The organism is Pseudomonas syringae KCTC 12500 (genome assembly GCF_000507185.2).
Lineage (GTDB): Bacteria > Pseudomonadota > Gammaproteobacteria > Pseudomonadales > Pseudomonadaceae > Aquipseudomonas > Aquipseudomonas syringae.
Genome location: NZ_AYTM02000002.1, coordinates 1,391,635 through 1,414,695, shown reverse-complemented (window position 1 = coordinate 1,414,695; position 23,061 = coordinate 1,391,635). Strand labels below are relative to the sequence as shown.

19 protein-coding genes are annotated in these 23,061 nt (G+C 60.6%); 12 read left to right on the top strand and 7 right to left on the bottom strand.

Annotated elements, in window-relative coordinates; genetic code table 11:
* Positions 1-125 precede the first annotated feature (125 nt).
* The 6 genes from V476_RS06650 to V476_RS06625 all read left to right on the top strand — a co-directional run bounded on the left by V476_RS06650 (position 126) and on the right by V476_RS06625 (position 6,899).
* The gene (locus V476_RS06650) at positions 126-656 is read left to right on the top strand and encodes a (2Fe-2S)-binding protein (protein WP_024959313.1); all 531 of its coding nucleotides are present in this window, start codon (positions 126-128) and stop codon (positions 654-656) included.
* Positions 653-1,642 carry an FAD binding domain-containing protein gene (locus V476_RS06645; RefSeq protein ID WP_016569011.1) on the top strand — a complete coding sequence of 330 codons (990 nt, stop codon included), beginning with the start codon at positions 653-655 and terminating at the stop codon, positions 1,640-1,642. The genes V476_RS06650 and V476_RS06645 overlap by 4 nt, the downstream gene beginning before the upstream one ends.
* Positions 1,639-3,840, top strand: coding sequence for a xanthine dehydrogenase family protein molybdopterin-binding subunit (locus tag V476_RS06640; RefSeq protein ID WP_024959312.1), 2,202 nt, complete (start codon positions 1,639-1,641; stop codon positions 3,838-3,840). The genes V476_RS06645 and V476_RS06640 overlap by 4 nt, the downstream gene beginning before the upstream one ends.
* A 419-nt stretch (positions 3,841-4,259) precedes the next feature.
* Entirely contained in the window at positions 4,260-5,699 is a 1,440-nt protein-coding gene (locus V476_RS06635) for a cytochrome ubiquinol oxidase subunit I (protein WP_003396216.1), read from the top strand.
* Between the two features lie 3 nt (positions 5,700-5,702).
* On the top strand, positions 5,703-6,710 hold the full coding sequence (gene cydB / locus V476_RS06630; protein WP_024959311.1) for a cytochrome d ubiquinol oxidase subunit II: 1,008 nt from the start codon (positions 5,703-5,705) through the stop codon (positions 6,708-6,710).
* Positions 6,711-6,731: 21 nt separating this feature from the next.
* Complete coding sequence (locus V476_RS06625; protein WP_002555239.1) at positions 6,732-6,899, top strand: DUF2474 domain-containing protein; 168 nt, start codon at positions 6,732-6,734, stop codon at positions 6,897-6,899.
* Positions 6,900-6,991: 92 nt separating this feature from the next.
* Here the strand turns inward: V476_RS06625 and V476_RS06620 are convergent, their stop codons facing one another.
* Both V476_RS06620 and V476_RS26780 read right to left on the bottom strand, forming a co-directional pair.
* Positions 6,992-8,116 carry a methyltransferase gene (locus tag V476_RS06620; RefSeq protein WP_024649106.1) on the bottom strand — a complete coding sequence of 375 codons (1,125 nt, stop codon included), beginning with the start codon at positions 8,114-8,116 and terminating at the stop codon, positions 6,992-6,994.
* A 129-nt stretch (positions 8,117-8,245) separates the two neighbouring features.
* A complete protein-coding gene (locus V476_RS26780; RefSeq protein WP_003340758.1) occupies positions 8,246-8,479 on the bottom strand; it encodes a helix-turn-helix domain-containing protein in 234 nt (77 codons plus the stop codon).
* Between the two features lie 336 nt (positions 8,480-8,815).
* On the opposite strand from V476_RS26780, the gene V476_RS06610 reads away from it, so the two are divergent.
* A complete protein-coding gene (locus V476_RS06610; protein WP_004416059.1) occupies positions 8,816-9,592 on the top strand; it encodes a ferredoxin--NADP reductase in 777 nt (258 codons plus the stop codon).
* A gap of 412 nt (positions 9,593-10,004) precedes the next feature.
* Here the strand turns inward: V476_RS06610 and mscL are convergent, their stop codons facing one another.
* Complete coding sequence (gene mscL / locus V476_RS06605) at positions 10,005-10,451, bottom strand: large-conductance mechanosensitive channel protein MscL (protein ID WP_003313807.1); 447 nt, start codon at positions 10,449-10,451, stop codon at positions 10,005-10,007.
* 196 nt (positions 10,452-10,647) lie between these two features.
* Between mscL and radA the strand changes: the two genes are divergently transcribed.
* Positions 10,648-12,015 carry a DNA repair protein RadA gene (radA, locus tag V476_RS06600; RefSeq protein ID WP_002555235.1) on the top strand — a complete coding sequence of 456 codons (1,368 nt, stop codon included), beginning with the start codon at positions 10,648-10,650 and terminating at the stop codon, positions 12,013-12,015.
* 14 nt (positions 12,016-12,029) lie between these two features.
* On the opposite strand, the gene V476_RS06595 is transcribed toward radA, so the two are convergent.
* A complete protein-coding gene (locus V476_RS06595) occupies positions 12,030-12,404 on the bottom strand; it encodes a PilZ domain-containing protein (RefSeq protein ID WP_003313806.1) in 375 nt (124 codons plus the stop codon).
* A gap of 284 nt (positions 12,405-12,688) precedes the next feature.
* Between V476_RS06595 and V476_RS06590 the strand changes: the two genes are divergently transcribed.
* The 3 genes from V476_RS06590 to yjiA all read left to right on the top strand — a co-directional run bounded on the left by V476_RS06590 (position 12,689) and on the right by yjiA (position 16,062).
* Positions 12,689-14,764: a carbon starvation CstA family protein gene (locus V476_RS06590; RefSeq protein ID WP_004416062.1), complete on the top strand. Its 2,076-nt coding sequence runs from the start codon at positions 12,689-12,691 to the stop codon at positions 14,762-14,764.
* Between the two features lie 27 nt (positions 14,765-14,791).
* On the top strand, positions 14,792-14,989 hold the full coding sequence (locus V476_RS06585; protein WP_003313802.1) for a YbdD/YjiX family protein: 198 nt from the start codon (positions 14,792-14,794) through the stop codon (positions 14,987-14,989).
* Positions 14,990-15,084: 95 nt separating this feature from the next.
* Entirely contained in the window at positions 15,085-16,062 is a 978-nt protein-coding gene (yjiA, locus tag V476_RS06580) for a GTPase (protein ID WP_024959310.1), read from the top strand.
* 105 nt (positions 16,063-16,167) lie between these two features.
* Here yjiA and glyA read toward each other — a convergent pair whose 3' ends face one another.
* Positions 16,168-17,421: a serine hydroxymethyltransferase gene (glyA, locus tag V476_RS06575; RefSeq protein WP_024959309.1), complete on the bottom strand. Its 1,254-nt coding sequence runs from the start codon at positions 17,419-17,421 to the stop codon at positions 16,168-16,170.
* 342 nt (positions 17,422-17,763) lie between these two features.
* On the opposite strand from glyA, the gene V476_RS06570 reads away from it, so the two are divergent.
* Complete coding sequence (locus V476_RS06570; RefSeq protein ID WP_024959308.1) at positions 17,764-20,502, top strand: HopW family type III effector protein; 2,739 nt, start codon at positions 17,764-17,766, stop codon at positions 20,500-20,502.
* Positions 20,503-20,586: 84 nt separating this feature from the next.
* On the opposite strand, the gene V476_RS06565 is transcribed toward V476_RS06570, so the two are convergent.
* Complete coding sequence (locus V476_RS06565) at positions 20,587-22,038, bottom strand: amidase (protein ID WP_024959307.1); 1,452 nt, start codon at positions 22,036-22,038, stop codon at positions 20,587-20,589.
* Between the two features lie 47 nt (positions 22,039-22,085).
* The gene (locus V476_RS06560) at positions 22,086-22,979 is read right to left on the bottom strand and encodes a SphA family protein (RefSeq protein ID WP_080278425.1); all 894 of its coding nucleotides are present in this window, start codon (positions 22,977-22,979) and stop codon (positions 22,086-22,088) included.
* Between the last annotated feature and the right edge of the window lie 82 nt (positions 22,980-23,061).

The following is a 23,061-nucleotide window of genomic DNA, read 5'->3' as shown; positions in this document are numbered from 1 at the left end:
TGGATGACGGCCTTTCGATGACAAGTACGCTCATCAAGAAAGCCTGAACGTTGCAAACCTCGCGAAGTCCCACCCCTTAAGACGCATAAAAAGTGCGCTAAGTGACCGCCTACCGTGAGGTTTCCATGAGTGCAACGACCCCGAACCCCCAGGACTTCGCCGCCCACGCGATTTCCCTAACCCTGAACGGACAGCTCCGCCAACTGGATGTGCTGCCCTGGACCACCTTGCTTGACCTGCTGCGCGATCAGCTCGATCTGGTCGGCACCAAGAAAGGCTGCGACCACGGCCAGTGCGGTGCGTGTACCGTACTGCGCGACGGCACGCGCATCAATGCCTGCCTGACGCTGGCGATCATGTGTGACGGCGCCGAGCTGACCACCATTGAAGGCCTGGCCGATGGCGACCAGTTGCACCCCATGCAGCAGGCGTTCATCAAGAACGATGCGTTCCAGTGCGGCTACTGCACGCCCGGGCAAATCTGCTCGGCTGTCGGGCTTGCCAATGAGGGGCGCGCCAGCACGCATGCCGAGATTCAGGAACTGATGAGCGGTAACCTGTGCCGCTGCGGTGCCTACAGCAATATCCTCGCCGCCGTCGAAGAGGCGCTGCCTCAGTTCCACAATGCAGCGCCGAAGCCGGAGGTGAACGCATGAATCCGTTCACCTACAGCAAGCCGACCGACATCACTGCGGCGGTCAACCTGAGCGGACCGGCCACGCGTTTCATTGCGGGCGGCACCAATCTGCTTGACCTGATGAAAGAAAACGTCGCCACGCCCGAGCACCTGATCGACATCACTGGCCTGCCTTTAAGGGATGTCAGTGAGACCGCCTCGGGCGGTGTGATGATCGGTGCGTTGGTCAGCAACGCCGACCTGGCCTATCACCCGCTGATCGAAGCGCGTTACCCGCTGCTGAGCAAAGCCGTGCTGGCCGGTGCTTCGCCGCAGCTGCGCAACATGGCCAGTACCGGCGGCAACCTGCTGCAACGCACCCGCTGCTACTACTTCTATGACACCGGCGTGCCGTGCAACAAGCGCGAGCCGGGCAGTGGCTGCCCGGCGCGCACCGGCCTGAATCGCATTCACGCGATCCTGGGTGCCAGCGAGGACTGCGTCGCGACTCACCCGTCCGACATGTGCGTGGCACTTGCTGCGCTGGAGGCCGTGGTGCACGTTCAGGGACGTGCCGGTCGCCGCACCATCGAGTTCGCGGATTTCCATCGCCTGCCGGGTGATGCGCCGCAACGTGACAATCAGTTGGCTGACGATGAGTTGATTGTCGCCGTCGAGCTGCCTGCAAACGGCTTTGTCAGCCACAACGCTTATCTGAAGATCCGCGACCGTGCGTCCTACGCGTTTGCCCTGATATCGGTGGCTGCCGCCATCGATCTGGACGGCGACGTGATTCGCGACGTGCGTCTGGCATTGGGCGGTGTCGCGCACAAGCCGTGGCGCGACAAGGCCGTCGAAACACTGTTGGTCGGCAAGCCGGTCACCCGCGAGAACTTCGCCGCTGCCGCAGACGCCATGCTTGAAGATGCCCAGCCTCTGGAGCACAACGGTTTCAAAGTCAGACTGGCCCGCCGCGCGATCATCCGTGCCCTGAGCGATGCCGCAACAGGAGGGAGCGCCCAATGAACCAGCCATTTTCGCCAATGGGCAAGCCTGTGGACCGCGTCGACGGCCGATTGAAAGTGACCGGTGGCGCACGTTACGCCGGCGAATACCCTGAAGAAGGGTTGCTGTATGGCAGCGTGGTCTCCAGCACCATCGCCAACGGTCGCGTCGCCAGCATCGATACAAGCGAAGCGTTGAAGGTTCCGGGTGTGGTCGCTGTCATTGACCACACCAATCGTCCGTGGCTGGCCAGTTACGACGAAAACTATGAGGACGCCGATTCGGCCGACGGTTCGCCGTTTCGTCCTTTTTACAACGACAACGTGATGTACAGCGGCCAACCACTCGCGCTGGTCGTCGCCGATACGCTGGAGCTGGCGCGGCACGCCGGCTCGCTGGTGCGTATCGAATACGAGCAGCAGGAGCACCAGACCGATCTGCAGGCTATGCTCGACACCGCCTATGACGCGCCTGCCGAATTGCCGCCGCCGCGTGGCAACTTCGAGGGGGAACTGGCCAGCTCGGCGTTGAGCGTGGACGTGACGTACAGCACGCCCAGCGAATACCACAACCCGATGGAACCGCATGCGTCGACCGTCCTGTATCAGGCCGACGGCAGCTTGCAGATTCACGACAAGACCCAAGGCACGCAAAACTGTCAGGACTACCTGCACAAGGTCTTCGGCCTGGAAAAGGACAAGATCCGTGTGCTGGCCGCCTTTGTCGGTGGTGCTTTCGGTTCTGGCCTGCGCCCGCAGTATCAGTTGCCGCTGGCGGTGATGGCTGCACTGCACCTCAAGCGCTCCGTGCGCCTGACGCTGACCCGGCAGCAGATGTTCACCTTCGGTTATCGCCCGCGCACTGTTCAGCGCCTGCGTCTGGGCGCGGCTGCCAACGGTCGTTTGCTGGCGGTCGGTCATGAGGCCATCGGGCAGACTTCGCGCTTCGAGGACTTCAGCGAGCACGTCGTGGAGTGGAGCGGCATGCTCTACCACTGCGACAACGTGCAGCTGACCTACAAACTGGTGCCGCTGGACGTCTTTACGCCGCTCGACATGCGTGCGCCCGGTGCTGCCCTGGGCATGATCGGCCTGGAATGCGCCATGGACGAACTGGCTTACGCCTTGGCCATCGACCCGGTGCGCCTGCGCCTGACCAACTACGCCGAGCGCAACGGTAACGAAGACAAGCCGTATTCGAGCAAGGAATTGCGCGAATGCTACGCACAGGGTGCCGAACGCTTTGGCTGGTCCAGCCGCAACCCTGAGCCCCGCAGCATGCGCCAAGGCCGCCAGCTGGTTGGCTGGGGCATGGCGGGTGGTGTCTGGGAGGCCATGCAGATGAAGGCCAGCGCCAAGGCGCGCTTGCAAGCGGACGGCAAGCTGGTGGTCAGCAGTGCTACCACCGACATCGGCACCGGCACTTACACCGTGATGACGCAGATCGCTGCAGAGTCGTCGGGTATCGAGGTGGATAACGTCAGCTTCCTGCTGGGCGACTCTTCGTTGCCGACTGCGCCGTTGCAGGGCGGCTCGTTCACGGTGTCTTCAGTCGGTACTGCGGTGCAACAGGCCTGCCAGGCGTTGCAGCGTCAGGTACTGGAAGTTGCCAAAGGGCTGCATCCGCAATTCGCTTCTGTAACGCCGGATGAGGTGCGCTTCGAAGCGGGCAAGCTGTATGTCGGCGATCAGGCGCTATCGATGGCTGAACTGGCAGCGTCTCAGGCCCATGGTGTCATTGAGGTGCAAGTCGACGCCGAGCCGGACAAGAAGCGCGAAGCCTATGCGGCAGCCACGCACTCGGCGGTGTTCGTCGAAGTGCTGGTCGACGAGGATCTGGGCACTATCAAGGTCAATCGTGTGGTCAGTGCCGTCGCAGCGGGCAGGGTAGTGAACCCGAAAATGGCGCGCAGTCAGATTCTGGGTGGCGTTGTCTGGGGCATGGGCATGGCGCTTCAGGAAGAGGCGATGCTTGACCACGACCTGGGCCGTCCGATGAACCACAGCCTGGCCGAGTACCACATCCCGGTGAACGCTGACATTGGTGATATCGACGTGCTGTTTGTCGAAGAGCACGACGACATTGTCAACGCGCTGGGTTCCAAGGGCGTCGGCGAGATCGGCATTGTGGGTGTGCCGGCAGCGATTGCCAACGCGATCTATCACGCCACCGGCAAACGGATCCGCGAGTTTCCGATCACGCTGGATAAGCTGTTGTAACAGTAAACGCACAGCCAACTGCCTATCGTGCCAATGCTCTGCATTGGCATGCAGTGGGTGGCGCTCTGTGTCCTCTTGTGCAGGCGGTGCGGCGCAGATGTGACGCGCAGCGTCACGAGCTGCATTCCCACAGCCGTGAGGAACGATAGGTGTCCGGAAGGGCTCCGCGTCTGCACTTGCTCTGCAGGTGAGACAAACCGCCACGCGACAATAGACCACACAACTTTAATGGCTGAACAGGACTACTCTTTGATGGTCGATTGATCTGCGTCATTGCGTTAAGGCAATGATCAGTGCATCGACCAGCGTTTTCGCTTTTGGAAACGCCAGAATAAAGAAACACAAGCACTCATTACCGTGGGGGCAATCGCTGTTGGCCTGTGGCCGGCAGCACGTTTCATCTGAGAGAGGAACATCTTATGTTCGGTTTAGAGGCTATAGATCTCGCCCGGATTCAGTTCGCATTCACGATTTCGTTCCACATCCTGTTTCCTGCCATCACCATCGGTCTGGCAAGTTACCTGGCTGTGCTCGAAGGTCTGTGGCTGAAGACCCGCGATGACGTCTACCGTGACCTGTACCACTTCTGGTCGAAGATTTTTGCAGTCAACTTCGGCATGGGCGTGGTTTCCGGGCTTGTCATGGCCTACCAGTTCGGCACCAACTGGAGCCGCTTCTCCGACTTCGCAGGTGCTGTGACCGGGCCGCTGCTGACCTACGAGGTACTGACCGCGTTCTTCCTGGAAGCGGGCTTCCTCGGCGTGATGCTGTTCGGCTGGAACCGTGTCGGCCGCAGACTGCACTTCTTCTCCACGGTAATGGTTGCCATCGGCACGCTGATCTCCACCTTCTGGATTCTGTCGTCCAACAGCTGGATGCAGACACCGCAAGGGTTCGAGATCATCGACGGTCGGATCATTCCCACTGACTGGTTCGCCGTGGTCTTCAACCCGTCGTTCCCTTATCGCCTGACGCACATGGCCATTGCCGCGTTCGTGGCGACGGCGTTCTTCGTCGGTTCGTCGGCCGCCTGGCACCTGTTGCGGGGCCGCGACACGCCTGCGGTGCGCAAGATGCTCTCGATGGCCATGTGGATGGCCCTGCTGGTGGCGCCTGTCCAGGCTGTCGTCGGTGACTTCCACGGTCTGAATACGCTCAAGCATCAGCCTGCGAAGATTGCGGCCATCGAAGGTCACTGGGAGAACGTCGGTGACGAACCGACCCCGCTTATCCTGTTCGGCATTCCCGACATGAAGGAAGAACGAACCAAGTACGCGGTGGAAATTCCGTACCTGGGCAGCCTGATCCTGACCCACAGTCTCGACAAGCAGGTGCCTGCGCTCAAGGAATTCAAGCCCGAGGATCGCCCTAATTCGACAATCGTGTTCTGGTCGTTCCGGGTCATGGTCGCCCTTGGCATGCTGATGATCTTCACCGGCCTGTGGAGCCTGTGGCTGCGCAAGCGCGGCACGCTGTATAACTCGCGTCCGTTCCTGTACCTGGCGTTGTGGATGGGGCCGTCTGGCCTGATCGCGATTCTCGCCGGCTGGTTCACCACTGAAATCGGCCGTCAGCCGTGGGTCGTGTACGGCCTGATGCGTACCGCCGATGCCTCGTCCGGGCACAGCGTGGCGCAGATGAGCATCACCCTGGTGCTGTTCGTGGTCGTCTACTTCGTGCTCTTCGGCACAGGCCTTGGCTACATGATGCGTCTGGTTCGCAAAGGGCCGAAGGCCTATGTCGAACATGTGCCTCACGGTGGTCCCGGCCAGCAACGCACACCGGCCCGTCCGCTCTCCGCCGCTGTTGAAGGCGAAGAAGATGGCGACAATCTTGACCGTCACGGCAAGGGGATTTAAGCCATGGGTATCGATCTTCCGCTGATCTGGGCCATCATCATCGTCTTCGGCATCATGATGTACGTGGTGATGGACGGCTTCGATCTGGGTATCGGGATTCTCTTCCCGTTCATGAAAGACAGTTCCGACCGCGATGTGATGATGAACACCGTTGCGCCGGTCTGGGACGGCAACGAAACCTGGCTGGTGCTGGGCGGTGCGGCACTGTTCGGTGCATTCCCGCTGGCCTACTCGGTGGTCCTGTCTGCGCTGTACCTGCCGCTGATGTTCATGCTCATGGGCCTGATTTTCCGTGGCGTGGCATTCGAGTTCCGCTTCAAGGCGACCGAACTGAAGCGCCACTGGTGGGACAAGGCGTTCATTGGCGGCTCGCTGGCTGCGACCTTCTTCCAGGGCGTGGCGCTGGGTACCTACATTGAAGGTATTCCGGTGGTCGATCGCCAGTTTGCCGGGGGCTCGCTGGACTGGCTCTCGCCGTTCCCGATGTTCTGCGGGCTGGCCTTGATCGTCGCCTATGCGCTGCTGGGCTGCACTTGGCTGATCATGAAAACCGAAGGCTCGCTGCAGAAGGCGATGCATGATCTGGCGCGTCCGCTGGCCCTTGCGGTGCTCGCGGTCATGGGCGTGGTCAGCCTGTGGACGCCGCTGGCCCACGCTGATATCGCGCATCGCTGGTTCAGCATGCCCAACCTGTTCTGGTTCATGCCGGTACCGATTCTGGTGCTGGTGACCATGTATGGTCTGTTCAAGGCGGTGGCCCGCAATGCCCACTACACGCCGTTTCTGCTGACCCTGTTGCTGATCTTCCTGGGTTACAGCGGTCTGGGCATCAGTCTGTGGCCAAACATCATCCCGCCGTCGGTATCGATCTGGGCAGCCGCCGCGCCGCCGCAGAGCCAGGGCTTCATGCTGGTGGGCACGCTGTTCATCATTCCGTTCATCCTGGGCTACACCTTCTGGAGCTACTACGTGTTCCGCGGCAAGGTGACGGCTGCAGACGGTTATCACTAGTCCGAACCGAGGAGAATGACGATGTCTGGTAAAAATTCCATGCACGATCCTGATCCGGCGCTGAGCAAGCCGCTCTGGCAACGACTGGCCTGGCTGGTCGGAATCTGGGCGGGCAGCGTATTCGCGCTGTTCATCGTGGCCAGCCTGATGCGCATGTTCATGAGCGCAGCGGGCCTGACGACACACTGATACTGAATTCCCGTTCGTGTCTGCGGACACGTTTTGCGACCCTCTTGCCACTCGCGTGGCAAGGGGGTCTTTTTTTGTGCCGTGGGCGTGGGTTACTTGCGGGCTTTCAGGATCACGAATTTCGGCGTAGCGGCGACTTGTTCGACGCCGCGGAACAGGCGCGACAGCTTGGTGTGATAACCCAGGTGGCGATTGCCGACGATGTACAGCGCCCCGCCAGTCACCAGAGCGGCCCGGGCCTGAAGGAACATCCGCCAGGCAAGAAAGTCGCCGACCACTTGTTGCTGGTGGAAGGGCGGGTTGCACAGCACCACATCCAGCGAATCAGGCTCCTGCATCTCCAGACCGTCGCCTGCTTGAATCCGTACGTCGCGATCACCCAGCGTCGCTTGCCAGTTCTCGGCTGCCGATTGCACGGCCATGAACGACTCGTCGACCAGCGTGTAGTGCGCCTGCGGGTTGTCCAGCGCACTGGCGATGGCCAGTACGCCGTTACCGCAACCCAGGTCCGCGACCCGTGCCGTGCCAAGATTTTTTGGCAGATGCGGCAGGAAAGCGCGGGTGCCGATGTCCAGCCCGTCGCGGCAGAACACATTGGCATGGTTGAGCAGTTCGATGGCCGGTTCATCCAGCCGGTAGCGCGTCGGGTAGGGCGAGGTGCGCACTTCCATGGGCTGTGGCGTGGCAAACAACAGCCTGGCTTTTTTCACTGCCAGCGAGGCTTGGACCGGTCCGACATATTCCTCCAGCAAGTCGCCAGCCGAACGCGGCAAATGCTTGACCATTGCTGCAGCGATAACCCGTGCGCCGGGGGCCAGCTGGCCTTGCAGGCGTATCAGTTGCTCCTCGAGCAGCGCCAGGGTCTTGGGCACACGAATCAGCACCCAGTCGAATGGCCCCTGCAACGCTTCGCTGGCCGGAATGTGCGGTACTGCGTCGTAGCTCATGCCGTTGCGCGCCAGATTCTTTTCCAGCGCCTGTGCCGCCAGAAACGAGTCGGTACTGCTGATCACCGTGGCATGCGGCGCGAGACTTGCCGCCAGCGCGCCGAAACTGTCATTGAGCACCAGAACCCGGCTTGGCAGGCTCAGCCCTGTTTGTGCAACATGATTGAGCAGGTACTCGTCAGCGGCATCGAAGGCCTGCAGGGGCTCATCCTGTTGCTCGGGTTGGCGAATGAGATCAAGTTCAGCGAAGGGACTGATGAGCAGGGGCATTGGCGGGAGAACTCTGTGCAATCGAAGGTATGTCAGTGAGCCCGATGACAGGTGGGCTCGCTGAGACAGACGATTTTACGTATTTTTTCGTTTCGATACCTGTCTGATTACGCGGTGATTGCCCGTTTGTCAGAACATCCCGCTGAGTGCGGCTTGTACGGCGGCAGCCGTCTTGTTGCAAACGCCCATTTTTTGAATGGCGCTGGCAATGTGGAAGTGAATGGTGCGCTCCTTCAGGCAGAGGATCATTGCGATGTCGCCAGCTGTTTTGCCTTCAGCGGACCATTTGAGGACTTCGATTTCTCTCTGAGTCAGGTTTTTTGCTGGCGAGGGCTGTGAGAAATTTATGTCCATTGTGTTCATGTAGCCTCCTTGCAGTACGTGTACAGACCTTGCTGGGTGTTTATCCAGTCTAGGAACAAATAGACCGCAATCCGTCAGGCTGCGGATCAGCCGGACGGATGGGCTGATGGCACTTGGCAGCGTGTTCTGTGGCTGTCGGCTGAAACCCTCGCGCAAGAGGGGTCGGGGTAATCGGCTCTGTGGACGTTCGACCCTGCAAGGGCTGATCCAAGAACCAAATACTCTAAGCGGCAGAGCCCGTTGCCGGGTAATCCATCACAAATAGCCGGTGTTTATCGAGCCTGCTTTGCGTGACACTGGGCTCTGTTTTCCATATTCAGGAGTTCAAAGCGCACCATGACCGTCAGTGACGACAAATTCACCCGACAGACACTGCAGCGTGTCACGCCGCTGACCGCGAACCTGTTTACCCTTCGCACTACGCGTGATCCCGGTTTTCGCTTTCGTGCTGGACAGTTTGCGCGTCTCGGGGTGACCAAGGCCGACGGTTCAGTCGTATGGCGTGCCTACTCGATGGTTTCTTCTCCGCATGACGAGTTTCTGGAGTTCTTTTCCATCGTGGTGCCGGATGGCGAGTTCACCAGCGAGTTGAGCCGCTTGCGTGAGGGCGACAGTCTGTTGGTGGAAAAGCAGGCGTTTGGTTATCTGACCCTGGATCGCTTTGTCGATGGGCGCGATCTATGGCTGTTATCCACAGGGACGGGTGTCGCACCGTTTCTGTCGATCCTTCAGGATTTCGAGGTCTGGGAGAAGTTCGAGCGGGTGATTCTGGTGTACAGCGTTCGTGAGTCGCGCGAGCTGGCTTATCAGCAGTTGATTGCCGAACTGATGCAGCGTGAGTACCTGGCTGAATACGCGGACAAGTTTCTGTTTCTGCCTACGGTGACCCGCGAGCAGCATCCGGGCGCATTGAATGGACGTATTACGCAGTTGATCGAAAACGGGGAGCTGGAGCGCGCGGCCGGCATTGCTCTCACGCCGGAGCATTCGCGGGTGATGCTGTGCGGCAATCCGCAGATGATTGATGACACTCGGGCGATTCTCAAGCAGCGCGAGATGCGCTTGAGCCTGTCACGCAAGCCTGGGCAGGTGGCGGTGGAGACGTATTGGTGAGGGTTGGCGGCTAACGATGGCTGTCGTGCCGAGCATTGGCACGACAGTCACATAACTATCGTTCCTCACGCTCTGCGTCACACAGCTGTTCTGTGATGTCAGGTAGATTGAGGTTCGACTCAGGTCACCTTTTCGCCCCTCGGCGACTTACTTTGAGGGACCAAAGTAAGCAAAGTCCTTAGCTCCGTTTCCGGCCCGACTTCGTCGGGTTCCTTCGCCCTGTCACTGATCCGGGGGGCGCCGCAACGCGCCATCCATGGCGCGGTGCGGCTAGCCTGGCGTCCTGCCAGGCTACCCCCGGATCAGCGCCAGGACTCAGCCGTCACTTACGTCGCACTCTGCGTTGTCAGTGCCATCGCGGTTGAAAAGCACTGCTTAGGGCCGATGGCCTGCAGGTGCAGGCCTTACTCAATCAAAGCGTACGCGCAGGATCCACGGTAATGGGCGCTGCCGGTTTGCTCTGCTCTTTGAGCAGGTCGCGTATCTCGCCCAGCAGGACTTCTTCTTTGGAGGGTGTTGGCGGCAGGGTAGGTGCCTTGGCTTCTTCGCGTTTCAGGCGGTTGATGGCCTTGACGCCCATGAAGATCGCGAACGCGACGATGATGAAGTCGAGGACGGTCTGGATGAACTTGCCGTACGCCAGCAGTACCGCAGGTGCAGTCCCTTGCGCGGGACGCAGGGTGACGGCCAGGTCGCTGAAGTCCACGCCACCAATCAGCAGGCCCAGCGGCGGCATGATGACATCGCCGACGAACGAGGAAACGATCTTGCCGAATGCCGCGCCGATGATAATACCGACGGCCATATCAACTACGTTGCCTTTGACCGCGAATGCCTTGAATTCCTTAAGCACGCTCATGGGGTAATTCCTTGTAGCAGATAAATTTGATCCGGATGAGTGTAGCCCAGACGTACTGCTGCCGCCCGTGCCACATTCAATCGACCGGAGTCGTCCATGTAAGTTTTATCCGGTTTTCAAAAGCAGTCGTCGCCCAGCGACTGGCAGGTGTTGCAACCTGCGTTATCATGGGCGTTTTCTAACGACTGGGGTTGTCATGGCCAAGGCCAAACGCTTGTACGGCTGCACCGAGTGCGGCGCGACATTTCCCAAGTGGGCGGGGCAGTGCAGCGAATGCGGTGCCTGGAACACACTGGTCGAGACCATGATTGAAAGCGGTGCCGCCGCGCCGCCCACCGGGCGTACTGGCTGGACCGGTTCGCAGGCGCAGATCAGGACCCTGGCGGAGGTCAGCGTCGAAGAAATCCCGCGCTTCTCCACCAACTCCACCGAGCTGGACAGGGTACTCGGCGGCGGTCTGGTTGACGGTTCGGTGGTGCTGATTGGCGGTGACCCCGGCATCGGCAAGTCCACGATCCTCTTGCAGACGCTGTGCAACATCGCCCAGCGCATGCCTGCGCTGTATGTCACTGGTGAGGAATCCCAGCAGCAGGTCGCCATGCGCGCCCGGCGCCTGGGCCTGCCGCAGGACAAGCTGCGGGTCATGACCGAAACCTGCATCGAGACCATCATTGCCACTGCCAAGGTCGAGAAGCCCAAGGTGATGGTGATCGATTCGATCCAGACGATTTTCACCGAACAGCTGCAGTCGGCCCCTGGCGGCGTGTCGCAGGTTCGTGAAAGCGCCGCCTTGCTGGTGCGTTACGCCAAGCAGAGCGGCACGGCGATCTTCCTGGTCGGCCACGTCACCAAGGAAGGCGCCCTGGCCGGTCCGCGTGTGCTTGAGCACATGGTCGACACCGTGCTGTATTTCGAGGGCGAGTCGGATGGTCGCCTGCGCCTGTTACGAGCGGTGAAGAACCGCTTTGGCGCGGTCAATGAGCTGGGCGTGTTCGGCATGACCGACAAGGGCCTGAAAGAAGTCTCCAACCCGTCGGCGATCTTTCTCACTCGTGCGCAGGAAGAAGTGCCGGGTAGTGTGGTCATGGCCACCTGGGAAGGCACGCGGCCGATGCTGGTGGAAGTGCAGGCGCTGGTGGACGACAGTCACATGTCCAACCCGCGCCGTGTAACGCTGGGACTGGATCAGAATCGTCTGGCGATGCTGCTGGCAGTCCTTCACCGTCACGGTGGCATTCCTACTCACGATCAGGACGTGTTCCTCAACGTGGTAGGCGGCGTGAAAGTGCTGGAAACCGCCTCCGACCTGGCCTTGATGGCCGCAGTGATGTCCAGCCTGCGCAATCGTCCGCTGCCGCATGACTTGCTGGTGTTCGGTGAGGTTGGGCTGTCCGGTGAAGTCAGGCCGGTGCCCAGCGGTCAGGAGCGCCTCAAGGAGGCCGCCAAGCACGGCTTCAAGCGCGCCATCGTGCCCAAGGGCAACGCGCCGAAAGAAGCGCCGCCCGGCTTGCAGATCATTGCCGTTACGCGACTTGAGCAGGCCCTCGATGCGCTGTTCGAGTAACTTCGCCCTGATGATTATTCCTGCAGTTCGATCAAGGCTGCCAGTTCCCGATCCAGTTCCTCGGGGTCTCCGAGGTTCAATTCGACCAGCCGCCTAAGGTGGCTGATTGACTCCAGCCCAATGTGCCGGCAAACGAATCCCAGTTGCCGGTTGTTGTCATGGGTGATTTCGACATCCATTTTCACATGGGCATCGTTGCTTAGAATGATGTCGACTTCAAAGGGCTGCGTCTGATCACCGTTCCACGGATCAGGCCGGTCGATCAGCAACCCTTTGAGGGACAGGTCGACCAGTTGCACTTTCCAGCTTTTGTCGCCTTGCTTCAGATCGGTCTTGGCATCAAAGGCAATGCGTTTGAAACGACGGCGATCTTCGGGTGAGTCGGTCATCGAATGAACTCTCTTGGTGACCGCCACCGGAGTCAGCGGGCAGGTCGTTATCTGATCGATTCTGTTGTCCATGCACGATAGACCGGAAAGCAATTGCAGAACAGTTCTGCATCGCTGTTTTGTGATCGGAACGCCATCTGTCGAGGCCATTCCAGCCCTCTATGCCGGGTATCTGCCGCAATTGATCAAATTTCGACCTAGACCTTGGTTGGGGGTGGTCTTTCGCTGATCCGGCGCTAAACTCGCATGGCTTGCCTTCTAGTCAACTCTGCTGGAATAAAAAAATGAAAAATAATAATAGTCTGATGCGCCATGTTCCCTGGCTCATCGTCGCAATTGTCGGGGCATGTGCCCTTGGGGTCGTGGCCTTGCGTCGCGGAGAGGCGATCAACGCCTTGTGGATCGTGGTCGCCGCGGTAGCTATCTACCTGGTTGCCTATCGTTACTACAGTCTTTTCATCGCCACTCACGTCATGCAGATCGATCCGCTGCGTGCGACACCGGCGGTGGTCAACAACGACGGTCTGGACTATGTGCCGACCAACAAACACATCCTCTTCGGTCACCACTTTGCAGCCATTGCTGGCGCAGGCCCGCTGGTAGGCCCGGTACTGGCAGCGCAAATGGGCTATCTGCCCGGTACGCTCTGGCTGATTGCCGGCGTGGTGCTGGCCGGTGCGGTGCAGGACTTCATGATCCTGTTCCTTTCGACGCGCCGTGACGGACGCTCGTTGGGCGACATGGTCCGCGAGGAAATGGGCCGTATTCCCGGCACCATCGCGCTGTTCGGCTGTTTCCTGATCATGATCATCATCCTCGCGGTGCTGGCGCTGATCGTGGTCAAGGCCCTGGCTGAGAGCCCGTGGGGCATGTTCACGGTCATGGCGACGATCCCGATCGCGATGTTCATGGGCATTTATATGCGCTATATCCGTCCAGGACGCATTGGTGAAATCTCCATCGTCGGCGTCATTCTGTTGCTCGGCTCCATCTGGGTCGGCGGCATGGTTGCGGCGGATCCGACCTGGGGGCCGATGTTCACGTTTACCGGCGTGCAGATCACCTGGATGCTGGTCGGTTATGGCTTTGTAGCGGCCATGCTGCCGGTCTGGCTGCTGCTTGCGCCCCGTGACTACCTGTCGACCTTCCTGAAAATCGGCACCATTCTGGCACTCGCGATCGGCATCCTGATTCTGGCGCCCGAGCTGAAAATGCCGGCCCTGACCCAGTTCACCAACGGCACAGGCCCGGTCTGGAAGGGCGCACTGTTCCCGTTCCTGTTCATCACCATTGCCTGCGGTGCAGTGTCGGGTTTCCACGCACTGATCTCGTCGGGCACGACGCCCAAACTGCTGGATAACGAGAAGAACGCCCGTTACATCGGTTACGGCGGCATGCTGATGGAGTCCTTCGTGGCCATCATGGCGATGGTTGCCGCGTCGGTGATCGAGCCGGGCGTGTACTTCGCCATGAACAGCCCGGCCGCGGTGGTCGGCAGTGACGTGGTGACCGTTGCGCAGACCGTGTCCAGCTGGGGCTTTGCCATCACGCCGGAGCAACTGACCGCTGTCGCGAAAGACATCGGTGAAAACACTGTTCTGGCCCGTGCCGGTGGTGCTCCGACGCTGGCCGTCGGTATCGCGCAGATTCTCCATCAGGTGCTGCCGGGTGAAAACACCATGGCGTTCTGGTACCACTTCGCGATTCTGTTCGAGGCGCTGTTCATCCTGACCGCAGTCGACGCCGGTACACGTGCCGGACGCTTCATGCTGCAGGACTTGCTGGGCAGCTTCGTCCCGGCCCTGAAGCGCACCGAGTCGTGGACGGCCAACGCCATCGGTACCGGCGGTTGCGTGGCGCTGTGGGGCTATCTGCTCTATCAGGGCGTGATCGATCCGCTGGGCGGCATCAATACCCTGTGGCCGCTGTTCGGTATCTCCAACCAGATGCTTGCCGGTATCGCCCTGATGCTGGCCAGCGTGGTGCTGATCAAGATGAAGCGTCAGCGCTATGTCTGGGTGACCATGCTGCCCGCTGTCTGGCTGCTGATCTGCACCGTGACCGCTGGTTTGATCAAGCTGTTCGACGCCAACCCTGCGGTAGGTTTCCTGGCTCTGGCCAAGAAATACAGCGCGGCGGCCGATGCCGGTCAGATTCTGGCCCCGGCCAAAACCATGGACCAGATGCAGCACGTTATCTTCAACGCTTACACCAACGCCGGGCTGACCATATTGTTCCTGTTCGTGGTGGTCAGCATTCTGTTCTACGCCATTAAAGTCGGCCGTGCGGCCTGGAGCACCAAGGAGCGCACCGACAAGGAAGCTCCGTTCCAGGCGATGCCGCCAGCGTCACAGGTGTGATGATGGTTACCCACAGAGGATTTGCCCATGTTCAATGACCTGAGTCGCCTCGGCAAATACCTCGGTCAGGCCGCGCGCCTGATGGTGGGCATGCCGGACTACGACACCTATGTCGAGCACATGCAGAACACTCATCCGGACAAGCCGGTGATGACCTACGAGCAGTTCTTTCGGGAGCGGCAAGAGGCCCGTTACGGCGGCAAGGCCGGTCCGAAGTGCTGTTGATCCGCTGATCTGCGTTATGGTTTGATCCGACGCGCCGCAGGCCATCACCTGTGGCGCGTTTTCATTTCAGCTGAATGCCTCACGCCAGGAGCCTTATGACTGAGTTGCAACCCATCCCCGTGACCGTGCTGACCGGTTTTCTGGGCGCCGGCAAGACCACCTTGCTGCGCCACCTGCTCAAGGCCGAACACGGCCTGAAAATCGCCGTGATTGAAAACGAATTCAGCGATGCAGGCATCGACAGCCAGTTGCTCGGCACCGACCCTGTGCAGATCATGACCCTGTCCAACGGTTGCGTGTGCTGCACCATCCACACTGACCTGACCAAGGCGCTCTACCTGTTGCTGGAGCGTCTGGACAGCGGCGAGATCGCGTTCGACCGACTGGTGATCGAATGCACCGGGCTGGCCGATCCCGCGCCGGTCGCGCAGACCTTTTTCATCGATGAAGAGCTGCGCGAGCGTTACATCCTCGACGGCATCATTACCCTGGTCGACGCCGCGCACGCCGATACCCACCTGGCGCAAACCATCGCCCAGGCGCAGATCGGTTTTGCCGACCGGTTGCTGGTCAGCAAGCGTGATCTGGTTGACGACGCAGCCTTCGAGGCCCTCAGTGCACGCTTGACCCGCATCAACCGCCGTGCGCCAATCCGTATTGTCGAGCACGGCAGGATCGACCTCGCCGAACTGCTCGACGTACGCGGCTTCAACCTCAATGCTGACCTCGGCGGCGGCATGATCCTGCGCCCGCTGGCCCCGGTCGGCAATTCCGCTGACCGGATCAGCAGCCTGGTCCTGCGCAGCGAAAAACCGCTGAACCTGGACCGCCTCAGCGAGTTCATGAACGAACTGCTGGAAGACCACGGCAAACAATTGCTGCGTTACAAGGGCGTGCTCAACATCGAAGACGAACCACGCAAGATGGTGTTTCAGGGCGTGCTCAAACTGTATGGCTTCGACTGGGACACCGAGTGGGCCGAAGGCGAAAAACGCGAGAGCGTGATTGTGTTCATTGCCGATGAATTGCCGGAGGAGAAGATTCGGGCGGGGTTCGAGAAGGTATGCGGTTGAGAGGTCGAACAGCGGCTGAGCTTCTGCCCGTACAGTGAACCGCCCAACAAAAAGCCCCGGCTCTCACGAGTCGGGGCTTTTGGTACTGCGTTTAAACCAGGCTTATCAAGCGCCGTAAACCGGCAGCTTGGCGCAGATGGCCTTGACCTTCTCGCGAACCGCGCCGATCACGGCTTCGTTGTTCAGGTCAGCCAGGATGTCGCAGATCCAGCCGGCCAGCTCCTTGCACTCTGCTTCCTTGAAGCCGCGAGTGGTCACTGCCGGGGTGCCGAAGCGCAGGCCGGAGGTGACGAACGGGGAGCGTGGGTCGTTTGGTACGGAGTTCTTGTTGACGGTGATGAAGGCTCGACCCAGAGCGGCGTCGGCGTCTTTACCGGAGATGTCCTGTTTGATCAGCGACAGCAGGAACAGGTGGTTCTCGGTACCGCCGGAGACGACGTCGAAGCCACGCTCGATGAACACACCGGCCATTGCCTTGGCGTTCTTCACCACTTGCTGCTGGTAGGTCTTGAACTCAGGCTGCAGCGCTTCCTTGAAGCACACGGCCTTGGCTGCGATGACGTGCTCCAGCGGACCGCCCTGGGAGCCAGGGAATACTGCAGAGTTCAGCTTCTTCTCGATCTCGGCGTTGGCGCGCGCCAGGATCAGGCCGCCACGTGGACCGCGCAGGGTCTTGTGCGTGGTGGTGGTCACGACGTCGGCGAATGGCACCGGGTTCGGGTAGACGCCTGCGGCGACCAGACCGGCTACGTGAGCCATGTCGACGAACAGGTAGGCACCGACCTTGTCAGCGATTGCACGGAAGCGCGGGAAGTCGAGGATCTGCGAGTAGGCAGAAAAACCGGCGACGATCATTTTTGGCTTGTGCTCGACAGCCAGGCGCTCGACTTCGTCGTAATCGATCATGCCGTTGGCATCGATGCCGTACTGAACGGCGTTGTACAGTTTGCCCGAGGACGAAACGCTGGCGCCGTGGGTCAGGTGACCACCGTGAGCAAGGCTCATGCCCAGAATGGTGTCGCCGCCTTGCAGCAGGGCCAGGTAGACCGCCGAGTTGGCTTGCGAACCCGCATGTGGCTGAACGTTGGCGTAGTCAGCGCCGAACAGTTCCTTGGCGCGGTCGATGGCCAGTTGCTCGATAATGTCGACGTACTCGCAACCACCGTAGTAGCGCTTGCCTGGATAGCCTTCTGCGTACTTGTTGGTCAGGGCCGAGCCTTGAGCTTCCATGACGGCCGGACTGGTGTAGTTTTCCGAGGCAATCAGCTCGATGTGTTCTTCCTGACGCAGAGCTTCTTGCTCCATGGCGGCAAACAGATCGGCGTCGTACTTGGCGATAGTCAAATCACGGCTGAACATGGCAGTCCTCAAGGGGGCATGGCGGAAAAGGCGACTATTCTACCCCATCGGGTTTTATCTGGCATATGAAAGGCAGTCATCTTGAACAGTGAAGGCGTTCACGCGGGTTTCGACAAGGGCCGAAATCATGGCCGTGCTGCAGGCGCAAGGCTTGTTCTGTGTGGGGCCCGACCACATGAGATTGTCGAGGTCGATTGAGTCATCCGCGGCGTGAACCAGGCACATCCACTCGAAATTTCAGCGATCACGCATCGATTTACCCTCAACTACCGGAACCGTTCCGGGCCGGACGACACTCAGTCGGTCTGTTGCCCGTACCCACCGACAGTAGGTAAAAACGCCATGACGCCCTCTCAGATCACGCGCTCCTCTCATTCCTCATTGCCGGAGGTTGCTCCTGCGTCCGGCGATGCAGCCGGCGTTAGTGAGCAAGCTCCGCAGCAGGCTCGTACCGTAGCGTTTTTTGCCTCCGGCGAGCTGGCTGTGGCATTTGGTCGCACCTCGGCCGCGCCAGCGCAGGACTCTGTGCGTCTGTTGTCTGCTCTCCAGCGTGAGCTGAATAAACAGCAGCCGTCCTGGCCCACAGTTGCCCAGCTCTGCCACAGCCTGGCCGAGGTCGCCACGACCGAGCAGGGTTGGCACCAACTCGCCAGCGAGGATCAGGCGCCGGCGCTGAAAGACCTGCTTGAGCGCTGTATTGGCCGGCTGGCGGACATGCCTGCTTCTCACGCATCTCACGACTCGCTGTCACTGGCCTGCGAGGGGCTCAGGACCGCGCGGCTGCACCAATCCGCCGCTCGTTTGACTGCCAAGTCGCCTGCCTTGGCCCTGGCGGTTCCGGATCTGCTGGCGTTGACTCATCTGGATCCCGAGACGCTGGGCGCAGAGCCACCCGTTGTTTCGTCTTACACGCTCTTCAGCCATTTCGTGCGCACGGCCAAGCAGCGTACGGCGGATTTGAATGAAAGCCTCCAGCGTCAACCCGAAGCGATCGTCAGTCTGCTGCGCTCACATGCCGACACGCTCAATCACCTGGAGACGTTGCCCGGCGCATTGCAGGCATTGACCGAAAATTGCCAGGACGCGCCAGCCTGCAATGAATTGCGCGAGCTGGCGGAAGTGGCGGGGGCGCTGCTGCAGCTATTGCGCGAACACGATCTTTTGCCGAGGCCGGAAGAAATCTCCATCGAGCCAGGCGAAGCACCTGCACCTGGCCACGAGCCTGCCGAGCCCCGGCTGACGAGAACCCAGGCATTGCTCAAGGCCGGCGGTAATCTGGTGCGCAAGTTTGATGCATACGGGGCGCTCGCGCCGATGGACGACAAGGGGTTGCTGGCCTTGATGCGCACCCCGGCGCCACACCTGTCGCCCGATCAGATGCATGCCTTCCTGAACAAGCATGTGCTGCATCTCACGCAGGAACAACGCGATATCGTCAGCAATACCCCATTGCCCTTCGCCCCTGAAGGAGACATCGAGGCCCGGTGCGGCATGGGGTTCGATGAAAAACTGCGGTTGGCGCTGGCCAACGGTTCGCTGGTGTTGAGCGAGGAGCAACTGGCACGTCTTGGTCATTTGCCAAGTGCTGCTACCACGACGTCCGATGTTGTGAAGACGCTGCTGGAAAAGCCATCGTCGGCGCTGAGCGAAGCCGAGCGTGACATGTTGGGCGCAATCGTTCAGGCCAACGGTCAGGGTCAACTCGACGCCTGGCGCGCTCACAACGAAAAGTTGCCTGCAGTGTTGAGCCGCTCGGGGCTACCCTCTGATGTGAAAGACGAGTTGCTCAGCCTTAACCAAAGCATGAATGCCGAACTGGGCACGCTCAAGAACGGCGCCTCGCTCAAGAGTCGCGTCCTTGCAAGTCCGGCGATGCTGCTCGCGCTGGCACCCTTGCCACTGGCCGTGGCGTTCGTCAGCAAGGACAACTCCTACAGCTCATCGCTGGTTGCCCACTTCACCAAGAACGCAGTGTTCATGGCTGGCCTGATGATGAACGAGCTGACCAACGCGCGGACCAATGTCGATCACGGCCTGAACCGCTACTTCGTCACCGTGCTGGCCAACGCCATCGTGGCACAGCCCACCTTTGCCAGGAACGAACACCTGCTGGAGCAGGTCGGCTTCGGTATCGCAACGGCCGTGGCATCGGGCGCAGCCACGCTCGGCGTATTCAACCGCGAATCGATCGTCGCCGCCTTCAAGCTCGCCAAGAGCAAGCTTTCCAGGCAAGACACCGGGAACGCCAGCCTCCCGGAGGAAGACCATCTTGCCGTGGTCAGGCATTTCGACGTCAGCGAGCATTTTGCCCAGCAGATGAAAGTGGCGACCGAACTGTACAAGCAAGACAAAAGCATCACCGACATCATGAACTCGAGCCTGACGTACCTGGGTACCAAAAGCAGCGAGTTCCAGGCCAGGTTCGAAGGCGCCGATGCCCTGCGCGCAGGGCTGCAGCTGGCCGAGGGGGAGCGTAAGGCGGACCCTGACTTCTACACCAAGCTGGGCCTGGTGGCCTTGACGGCGAGTATCGGTGCGGCGCTGGTGATGTTGATGAAAAGCATGGTCGGCAAAGCCGATTACGCGGCGGACGGCGTCTGGTGCGTATCGGAGATGCTCAAACTGGCCATGAACCCTGAAGTCGACATGCAGAAGGCGGTTCAGGTCTTCAAGGAAATCGTCGGCCTGAATCTGGTGATGACGGGGTTTCTGGGCGTCAACAAAGTCTGGAATTTTCTCGACAAGGGGATCAAAGGCTACGCCTCCGGTGCTGCGGTCCTGACCGCAGCCAACCTCACGCTTCCCGGTATGGTTGGAGAAGTGGCTGGCGCAGCAGCCGGCAAGGGGTTGAGCTACCTAACTGACAAAGGCAAGGCGGCGCATCAGGCTGGCAGGGCGGCAGCGTCCTGGGCCGGAAATTACGTCAGCACCTCGCGTCTGGGGGGCGCGGTCGGCACCCTGCAAACGGCAATTCCGGGCAGGATCGCAGGCGGGCAGGTAGTGGCCGGTCTCTACGACCGCTTCCGGTACCTGACCGGGTCGCTTCCGGCGTCTGCACAGCAAGCGGCTGGCGAGCCATAAGCCTGTAGCCGGTAGACCGCCGCCAGCAACGCAGGCGGTGGTCTTGCCTGGCTTACCACCATCACCGCCAATAATCCCTTCGCATCAACCCGCGCAAGCGTTTAACGGCGGCCTGCGTGCGGCCCACGGCTGGGCGCGCTCCAGTTGGCCGGCGAGGCTCAGCAAGGTCAGTTCGTCGCCAAACCGCGCGGCAAAGTGAGAACCCAGTGGCAGCGAATCGGCTGTCCAGTAGTGGGGCACGGACATGGCTGGCTGGCCAGTCGCGTTGAAGATCGCCGTGTAGGGCGAGTAGCTGTGTGAAAGCGCGATGAAGTCCTGCAGGGACCGGCTGTCGTCGTCGAAGGCCAGCTCCCCCAGGCGGGGCGGCGCGCGGTTGAGCGTCGGGGTGAGGACAATGTCGTACTCTTCGAAGAAGCCGGCCATCGCCCGGCCCAGTGCATGCATCGATTCGACCGCGGAAATGTAGCGTGTCGCCGACAGTTGCCCGCGTTCGCGCAGAATGACGCGGGTGCGCGGCTCCAGTTCGTCCATAGAGACCGGGAAACCGCGCATTTTGCCCAACAGATCGAGGTAGCCCTGGGTGTGTGAACCGATGATGTCGAACGTCGCATCGAGGAATTCAGGCAGCTGGATCGGCAACGTCGCCGGGACCACGCAATGCCCTAGCGCCTCTAGCAAGGCCGCCGTGTGCTGCAGTGCAGCCAGGGCTTCCGGTTCGGCGGGCCAGGGTGATATTGCCGAGATCAGAGCGATTTTCAGGCGCCTGGGATCGCGTCCCGCGGCGTGTGCAAACGGCGTCGCCGGCATGGGCGCCGCATAGGGAGCCCCCAGGTCACTCCCGGCAGTGGCGTCGAGCAGGGCGGCGCTGTCGCCTACCGACAGGGTGATCGCATGGGCTGTGCTCAGGCCTGCCCAGCCCTCGCCGACCATCGGGCCGGACGGCAGCAGGCCACGCGATGGCTTGAAGCCGAATACGCCGCAGCAGGAGGCCGGTACGCGAAGCGAGCCGCCGCCATCGTTGCCATGGGCGAAAGGAATGGCGCGCGCCGCAACCAGCGCTGCTGCACCCCCGCTGGAACCGCCCGCGCTGTATTGCGGATTCCAGGGATTGCGGGTCGCGCCGAAGCGTTGCGATTCGGTGCTGTAGGACACGCCGAATTCAGGCGCGGTGGTCGTTCCGATCAGTTGGCAGCCTGCCTGACGCAGGCGGCTGACGATTTCGCAGTCGATGTCTGAGCGAAACTCGCCCAGCGCATGCGAGCCACTGGTCATGCGAGCTCCGGTCATCGGGGTGAACATGTCTTTCACCAGCGTTGGTACGCCTGCCATGACGCCCTGTCTGACGCTGCTCCCGCTCGCCTGGCTGCGCGCCTGATCGTAAAGCCTTTCGCTGACGGCGTTCAGGCCTGGCTCGACCTGTTCTACCCGCTCAATAGCGGTTTCCAGCAGCTCGCCGGGGGTCACCTCGCCATTGCGTACCAGTGTTGCCAGGCCTCGGCCGTCCAGCGTATTGAATAATTCGTGCAGGTCTTTCATCGATCGTCTCCAGGATTGAAAGCGTGTCGTCGCGTTGCGCACGCCACTTAAAAGCTGATGCCGGTACGCAGCGCTACGGTGTAGCCCTCGGCACGGTTGTGGGCGTCGAACTCCTTGTAGGCGTGCAACCAGATGGGCGGCAGACCGGCACCGGGTTTGAAGTAACTCACTGCAGGGCCTGCGGCGAGTACTCGGGCGCGATTGCCGCGGGTCAGTCCCGGCGCGTCGTCGTCCGACAGCTGTCGGTAGTAGTAGCCGCCAATGCCGACGGTCCAGTCGCCCACATGCTGGCCCACTGCAAACTCATGTCGGTACTCAACGCCACTGCGGTAATCGGTGTCGGGGTTACGCGCGTTTATATCGATCTGGAAACTCGAGGAAACCTCGAAGCCACCGGGTGAAATGTAGGTCGCGTTCAACAGCGGAGAAACCGTCCAGTGATGAGTACCAGGGCTGACCAGACGGTTTTTGTCATAGTCCCCGGTGGGCGCCTGAAACATCAGTTGGGCATTGATGCCCAGCCCCGGTCCGAGCTTCCAGTCCAGGATGATCGGCACCACTTGCAGGTCCGCCTGACGAAACAGCGATGCACTGTCGCTGAAGACCCGTTGCCCCCCGGCGTTCACGCCCAGGTCTGCATCCATCTTGAAGAAGATCGGCACCACCGCGAAACCATAGCGGGCCCCAAAAAACTCCTGCTCGGTCATTCGCAAATAAGCGAGGCCGATTGCCAGGACGTTGATCTGGAAATCGTTGGGGCTGTCATTGCCGTGGCTGTCCTTGATGACATTCGCCCGGTAGTTGCTGATGCGCATGCCGACGGTGCCATTGGGGGTGATGGGCGGCATGAAGCCTGCGCCAAAGTCGAAAACGCCGGCGGCTGTCGTAGGTGCAGCATTTTCGGTGGCGCAGGCTGTGGGCGATAACCACAGGATCGCCATGGCGAGCCCTGAAGCGCTAAGGAAGTGGTTTTTTAATGACATCGGTAAGCGCCTTGTTATTTTTATGGGCGAGCACAGCCCT

What these genes read in the sequence shown, in the direction of transcription:
- radA (WP_002555235.1), top strand. Translation starts at nt 10,648, where the DNA reads ATGGCCAAGGCCAAACGCTTGTACGGCTGCACCGAGTGCGGCGCGACA.
- V476_RS06635 (WP_003396216.1), top strand. Translation starts at nt 4,260, where the DNA reads ATGTTCGGTTTAGAGGCTATAGATCTCGCCCGGATTCAGTTCGCATTC.
- mscL (WP_003313807.1), bottom strand. Translation starts at nt 10,451, where the DNA reads ATGAGCGTGCTTAAGGAATTCAAGGCATTCGCGGTCAAAGGCAACGTA.
- V476_RS06640 (WP_024959312.1), top strand. Translation starts at nt 1,639, where the DNA reads ATGAACCAGCCATTTTCGCCAATGGGCAAGCCTGTGGACCGCGTCGAC.
- V476_RS06595 (WP_003313806.1), bottom strand. Translation starts at nt 12,404, where the DNA reads ATGACCGACTCACCCGAAGATCGCCGTCGTTTCAAACGCATTGCCTTT.
- V476_RS06560 (WP_080278425.1), bottom strand. Translation starts at nt 22,979, where the DNA reads ATGGCGATCCTGTGGTTATCGCCCACAGCCTGCGCCACCGAAAATGCT.
- V476_RS26780 (WP_003340758.1), bottom strand. Translation starts at nt 8,479, where the DNA reads ATGAACACAATGGACATAAATTTCTCACAGCCCTCGCCAGCAAAAAAC.
- V476_RS06565 (WP_024959307.1), bottom strand. Translation starts at nt 22,038, where the DNA reads ATGAAAGACCTGCACGAATTATTCAATACGCTGGACGGCCGAGGCCTG.
- glyA (WP_024959309.1), bottom strand. Translation starts at nt 17,421, where the DNA reads ATGTTCAGCCGTGATTTGACTATCGCCAAGTACGACGCCGATCTGTTT.
- V476_RS06625 (WP_002555239.1), top strand. Translation starts at nt 6,732, where the DNA reads ATGTCTGGTAAAAATTCCATGCACGATCCTGATCCGGCGCTGAGCAAG.
- V476_RS06645 (WP_016569011.1), top strand. Translation starts at nt 653, where the DNA reads ATGAATCCGTTCACCTACAGCAAGCCGACCGACATCACTGCGGCGGTC.
- V476_RS06570 (WP_024959308.1), top strand. Translation starts at nt 17,764, where the DNA reads ATGACGCCCTCTCAGATCACGCGCTCCTCTCATTCCTCATTGCCGGAG.
- V476_RS06610 (WP_004416059.1), top strand. Translation starts at nt 8,816, where the DNA reads ATGACCGTCAGTGACGACAAATTCACCCGACAGACACTGCAGCGTGTC.
- yjiA (WP_024959310.1), top strand. Translation starts at nt 15,085, where the DNA reads ATGACTGAGTTGCAACCCATCCCCGTGACCGTGCTGACCGGTTTTCTG.
- V476_RS06590 (WP_004416062.1), top strand. Translation starts at nt 12,689, where the DNA reads ATGAAAAATAATAATAGTCTGATGCGCCATGTTCCCTGGCTCATCGTC.
- V476_RS06620 (WP_024649106.1), bottom strand. Translation starts at nt 8,116, where the DNA reads ATGCCCCTGCTCATCAGTCCCTTCGCTGAACTTGATCTCATTCGCCAA.
- V476_RS06585 (WP_003313802.1), top strand. Translation starts at nt 14,792, where the DNA reads ATGTTCAATGACCTGAGTCGCCTCGGCAAATACCTCGGTCAGGCCGCG.
- V476_RS06650 (WP_024959313.1), top strand. Translation starts at nt 126, where the DNA reads ATGAGTGCAACGACCCCGAACCCCCAGGACTTCGCCGCCCACGCGATT.
- cydB (WP_024959311.1), top strand. Translation starts at nt 5,703, where the DNA reads ATGGGTATCGATCTTCCGCTGATCTGGGCCATCATCATCGTCTTCGGC.